Annotated in this window: 5 protein-coding genes; 2 read left to right on the forward strand and 3 right to left on the reverse strand. The window is 72.7% G+C overall.

Going from position 1 to position 5,081, the window contains the following annotated elements; all coding sequences use genetic code 11:
* The first annotated feature begins 33 nt into the window (after positions 1-33).
* Positions 34-1,695, forward strand: a complete 1,662-nt coding sequence (locus RH94_RS36240; protein WP_073952530.1) for an alkaline phosphatase D family protein — start codon at positions 34-36, stop codon at positions 1,693-1,695.
* A gap of 21 nt (positions 1,696-1,716) precedes the next feature.
* Here RH94_RS36240 and RH94_RS36245 read toward each other — a convergent pair whose 3' ends face one another.
* Positions 1,717-2,286 (reverse strand): dienelactone hydrolase family protein, encoded by a 570-nt coding sequence (locus RH94_RS36245; RefSeq protein WP_073952531.1) that lies wholly within the window; start codon positions 2,284-2,286, stop codon positions 1,717-1,719.
* Positions 2,287-2,393: 107 nt separating this feature from the next.
* On the opposite strand from RH94_RS36245, the gene RH94_RS36250 reads away from it, so the two are divergent.
* Positions 2,394-3,515, forward strand: a complete 1,122-nt coding sequence (locus tag RH94_RS36250) for a mechanosensitive ion channel family protein (RefSeq protein ID WP_073952532.1) — start codon at positions 2,394-2,396, stop codon at positions 3,513-3,515.
* A 164-nt stretch (positions 3,516-3,679) separates the two neighbouring features.
* Here the strand turns inward: RH94_RS36250 and RH94_RS36255 are convergent, their stop codons facing one another.
* Positions 3,680-4,420, reverse strand: coding sequence for an SDR family NAD(P)-dependent oxidoreductase (locus tag RH94_RS36255; protein ID WP_073952533.1), 741 nt, complete (start codon positions 4,418-4,420; stop codon positions 3,680-3,682).
* Positions 4,421-4,449: 29 nt separating this feature from the next.
* The coding region (locus RH94_RS45755; RefSeq protein WP_234426283.1) for a cation:proton antiporter domain-containing protein at positions 4,450-5,081 on the reverse strand (632 nt) is incomplete at its 5' end.

Below are 5,081 nucleotides of genomic sequence, written 5' to 3' on the forward strand. Positions count from 1 at the left end.
CCTCGCGTCTACTGGTCAGTAGTCTGATCGGCCGTGACCAGTCGAGACAGATCCTTCGAGAGCCTCAACTCCCTTGCCCCGAGCCGCCGTACGGTCGTCAAGGCCGCGGCGGCCACCGCTGTCCTGGCCGGGCCGTTCGCCGCCGCGCTGCCCGCGCGGGCGGCCACCGGGGCGCCCGCCTTCCTGCACGGTGTCGCCTCCGGTGATCCGCTGCCGGACGGCGTCCTGCTGTGGACCAGGGTGACCCCCGTGCCCGAGGCGATACCCGGCTCCGGGCTCGGCCCGGACACCGAGGTGAACTGGACGGTGGCCACCGACAAGGCGTTCACGGACGTCGTCGCCCGGGGGACGACCATCGCGACAGCCACCTCCGACCACACCGTCAAGGCCGACATCCGGGGCCTGAGGCCGGCCACCGACTACTGGTTCCGCTTCTCGGCCGACGGCACCGACTCCCCCGTCGCCCGCACCCGCACCGCGCCCGCCCACGACGCCGCCGTCGCGGGCCTGCGCTTCGGCGTGGTCTCCTGCGCCAACTGGGAGGCCGGCCACTTCGCGGCCTACCGCCACCTCGCGGCCCGCGGCGACCTGGACGCCTGGCTGCACCTCGGGGACTACATCTACGAGTACGGATCCGGCGAGTACGCGGCCCGCGGCAGGGTCGTACGACCGCACGCCCCCGCCCACGAGATCCTCACCCTCGCCGACTACCGCACCCGGCACGCCAAGTACAAGACCGACCCCGACCTGCAGGCGCTGCACCACAGGGCGCCGGTCATCGCGATCTGGGACGACCACGAGTTCGCCGACAACGCCTGGTCGGGCGGCGCGGTCAACCACACCGAGGGCGCCGAGGGCACCTGGAGCGCCCGCCAGGCGGCCGCCAAGCAGGCCTACTTCGAGTGGATGCCGGTGCGCCCGGCGATCGAGGGCACCACCTACCGTCGGCTGCGCTTCGGCAAGCTGGCCGATCTGTCCCTGCTGGACCTGCGCTCCTTCCGCTCGCAGCAGGCCACCACGGGCAGCGGCTCGGTCGACGACCCGGACCGTACGCTCACGGGCCGCGCCCAACTCGACTGGCTCAAGGCCGGTCTGAAGGCGTCCGACACCACCTGGCGGCTGGTCGGCAACTCGGTGATGGTCTCCCCGTTCGTCGTCGGCTCGCTCCCCGCGGACCTGCTCAAGCCGCTGGCCAAACTGCTGGGGCTGCCGCAGGAGGGCCTGGCGATCAACACCGACCAGTGGGACGGCTACACCGACGACCGCCGGGAGCTGCTGGCCCACCTGCGCTCCCACGCCATCCGCAACACCGTCTTCCTCACCGGCGACATCCACATGGCGTGGGCCAACGACGTGCCCGTGGACGCCGGGACGTATCCGCTGTCGGCGTCGGCCGCCACGGAGTTCGTGGTCACGTCGGTGACCTCCGACAACCTCGACGACATCGTCAAGGCCCCCGAGGGCACGGTCTCGGCGGTCGCCGCGCCGGTGATCCGCGCCGCCAACCGGCACGTGCACTGGGTCGACACCGACCGCCACGGCTACGGCGTACTGGACATCACCACCGACCGGGCGCAGATGGACTACTACGTGCTGTCCGACCGCACCAGCCCGAACGCGGCCTCCGCCTGGGCCCGTTCCTACCGCACGCGCAGCGGCACGCAGAAGGTCGAGCGGACGTACGACCCGGTGTAGCCCCGGCCGCGGGCTCCCCGGCTACAGGCTGTCGAGAAAGCCGAGCGCCACCCGCCAGGTGGCCTCGGCGGCCTCCTCGTCGTAGTCCGGCAGTCCGGGGTCGGTGTAGAGGTGGCCCGCCCCCGCGTACCGGTAGACCTCCACGTCGGCGCCGATCCGGCCCATCCGCAGGTACCAGGCGCTGAGCCAGTCGTCCGTCTCGAACGGGTCGGGTTCGGCCACGTGCAGCTGGACGGGCAGGCCCTCCACGCTCGCGTCCGGCGCGATGTCGGACGTCCCGTGCAGGAGCAGCAGGCCGCGGGCCTTGTCGTCGCCGAGGGCGAGGGTCTGTGCGACCGCGGCGCCCAGCGAGAAGCCCGCGTAGACCAGACCCCGCTCCGAGTAGGGCGCCGCGGCCAGCACGGCCCGCTTGAGCAGCTCGTCCTTGCCGACCTCGTCCCTGAAGGCGCTGCCCTCCTCGACCGAGTCGAACGTACGGCCCTCGAAGAGATCCGGCGTCCACACCTCGTGCCCCGCGGCACGCAACCGGTCCGCGGCCTGCCGCACCGCGGGTCCGAGACCGTAGGTCGAGTGGAAGAGCATGATGTTCATGAGGCCATGGTGCCAGCCGGGTACGACAGCGCCGGACCGCGGCCGTGCCCGGGATGGGACGGAAGTCACATGTTCATGCCCGCGCACCGGCGGTTAGGCGCCCAGGCATGGAGAACATACTCCGACCGCTGATCGTGGTCGGCGGCGCAGTCGTCCTGACCCTGTTCATCGGCTGGGCCACCGACCTGCTGCTGCGCAAGGCCGACGGACGGCACCACGACACACCGCTGTGGGGCCTGCTGCGCCGTGCCCGCGTCCCGTACCAACTCGTGCTGTGCGCGGCCCTGCTGAGAGGGTCCTACGACCAGGCCGAGCTGCTGGAGGAGCACCGGGCCGGCATCGGCCGGACGCTGACCCTGGTGCTGATCGGGTCGGCCGCCTGGCTGGTGATCCGGATCGCGGGGGCCGTCGTGGAGACGTCGTACTCGCGCTACGCCAGCTCCCGCGCCCACCGGGATCCGGCCCGGGTGCGGCGGGTGCGCACGCAGGTCGAACTGATCATGCGCGTGGTCTCCGCGATCGTCATCGTGGTGGCCGCCGCCTCGATGCTGCTGACCTTCCCGGCGATGCGCGCGGCCGGTGCCTCGCTGCTGGCCTCGGCCGGCATCCTCGGCATCGTCGCCGGTGTCGCCGCGCAGTCCACGCTGAGCAACATGTTCGCCGGGCTGCAGATCGCCTTCGGCGACATGGTGCGGATCGGCGACACCGTGGTCGTGAACGGAGAGTGGGGCACGGTCGAGGAGATCACGCTGACCTTTCTGACGGTACGGACCTGGGACGAGCGCCGGATCACCATGCCGGTCTCGTACTTCACGTCCAACCCGTTCGAGAACTGGTCCCGCGGCACCCCGCAGATGACCGGCACGGTCTACTTCCACCTGGACCACTCGGCGCCCATGGACGCGATGCGCGAGAAGCTGCGCGACATCCTGCGCGAGTGCCCTGCCTGGGACGGCCGTGCCTACAACCTGGTGATCACGGACACCACGCCGACCACGATCGAGGTACGGGCCCTGGTGACGGCGAAGGACGCCGACGACATCTGGACGGCCCGCGTCACGGTCCGCGAGCAGCTCCTCCGCTGGCTCGGCGAGCAGCACCCCTACGCCCTCCCCCGCGTCAGCACGGCCGACGCGGTACCGCCCCCGGGCCGCCCCGACCGCCACGCCCCGCCCCGCGACGGCGCCATGCGGCTCGCCTTCGGCAAGCCGGGAACAGACCACGGCTGACCGGTCGGCCGGCGGATGCCGGAGGGACCGGCCCCGGCCCCGCCCGGTCACCGCCACGGCGGCCGGCCGGCGACCGGGCGGGTGCGCCCCCGCTCCCGCGCGGCCGCCCTGCCGGTGCCCGCGGCCGGAGGCCGAGGTGTCCGGTCCCTCCCGCCCGGCAGGGCTCAGTGGCCGCGTTCCGCGCCGCCGTTGACCTGGATGATCTGGGAGGTGATGTGGGCGGCGGACGGGGAGGCCAGCCAGTGGAGGGTGGCGGCGATGTCGCCGGGGGTGCCGGGGCGGCCGGTGGAGGTCTCGGCGATGAGCCGGGCGCGGCGGGCGTCGTCCATCCCGTCGCCGAAGAAGTCGGTGTCCTCGACGTAGCCCGGCGCGACCAGGTTCACCGTGATCCCGCGGGGGCCCAACTGGCGGGCCAGGTCGTGGGCGTACGGGTGCAGGGCGGCCTTGGAGGCGGCGTAGGCGCCGCTGCCCGAGCCCCGGTACGCGGCGATGGAGCTGAGGAACAGCACCCGGCCGCCCGGCTCGGCGAGCCGGTCCTTCAGGGCCTCGGTGAGCAGCACGGCGGTCAGGGTGTTGATCCGGAAGTTGACCAGCCAGTTGTCGGCGACGAGGTCGAGCGGATCCTCCCGCTCCACCCGCGGCTCCAGCCGCCCCGACCCTCCGGCACTGTGGATCAGCACGTCCACCGCCCCGAGCTCGTCGGCCACGAACCGGGCGACTCCCCGCACGCCCGCCACGTCGCTCACGTCGGCGGTGTACGTCAGCGCGCCCGGCACCTGCGCCCTGCGCAGCACCTCCTCCCGCCGCCCGAGCAGCAGCACCCGGTCCCCGCCGTCCGCGAAGGCCCGCGCCGCGGCGAGTCCGATCCCCGTACCGCCCCCGCTGATGACGACGTTGCGACTCATGATCCGAGCGTACCCACGCGGACCGCGGGTCACCTCAGGCTGCGTACGTCCAGATGGCGCAGTACCCGGTCCACGATCTCCGGGTCGGCCCCCGGCTCACTGCGCGCGGCCAGCACCTCGTGCCGTGCCGCGCTCAGCATCTCGTTGTGGATCCGCCGCACCCGCTTCAGCCGCCGTACCCGCCTGTCGTGCCCTTCCCGGCGCTCCTCGTCCCCCAGCTGCGGGCTGATCCGCAGCCCGATGTCGAAGGCCCTGCGCAGCAGCTGCTCGGACAGCTCCTCCGGCAGGTCCTCGACCGCCTCGATCTCCCGCAGCCGCTTCCTGGCCGCCTTCGACGCCCGCCCCGCCAGCTCCTCCTCGAACGCCTTCTCACGCTCGGTGTCCGCCCGCACCCCCAGCCGTCTGACCAGCCACGGCAGCGTAAGCCCCTGGAGCACGAGCGTCGCGATGATCACTCCGAAGGCGATGAAGACGATCTCGTCCCGGTCGGGGAACGGCGCGCCGCTGTCCGTCTTCAGCGGAATGGCCAGCGCGAGCGCCACCGACGCCACGCCGCGCATCCCGGCCCACCACATGACGACGGTCTCCCGCCAGGTCGTCGGGATGTCCTCGTCGCGGTCCCGCCGCGCGTGCAGCCGTTGGGTGAGCCAGGTCGCCGGCA

Source organism: Streptomyces kebangsaanensis (genome assembly GCF_001906585.1).
Lineage (GTDB): Bacteria > Actinomycetota > Actinomycetes > Streptomycetales > Streptomycetaceae > Streptomyces > Streptomyces kebangsaanensis.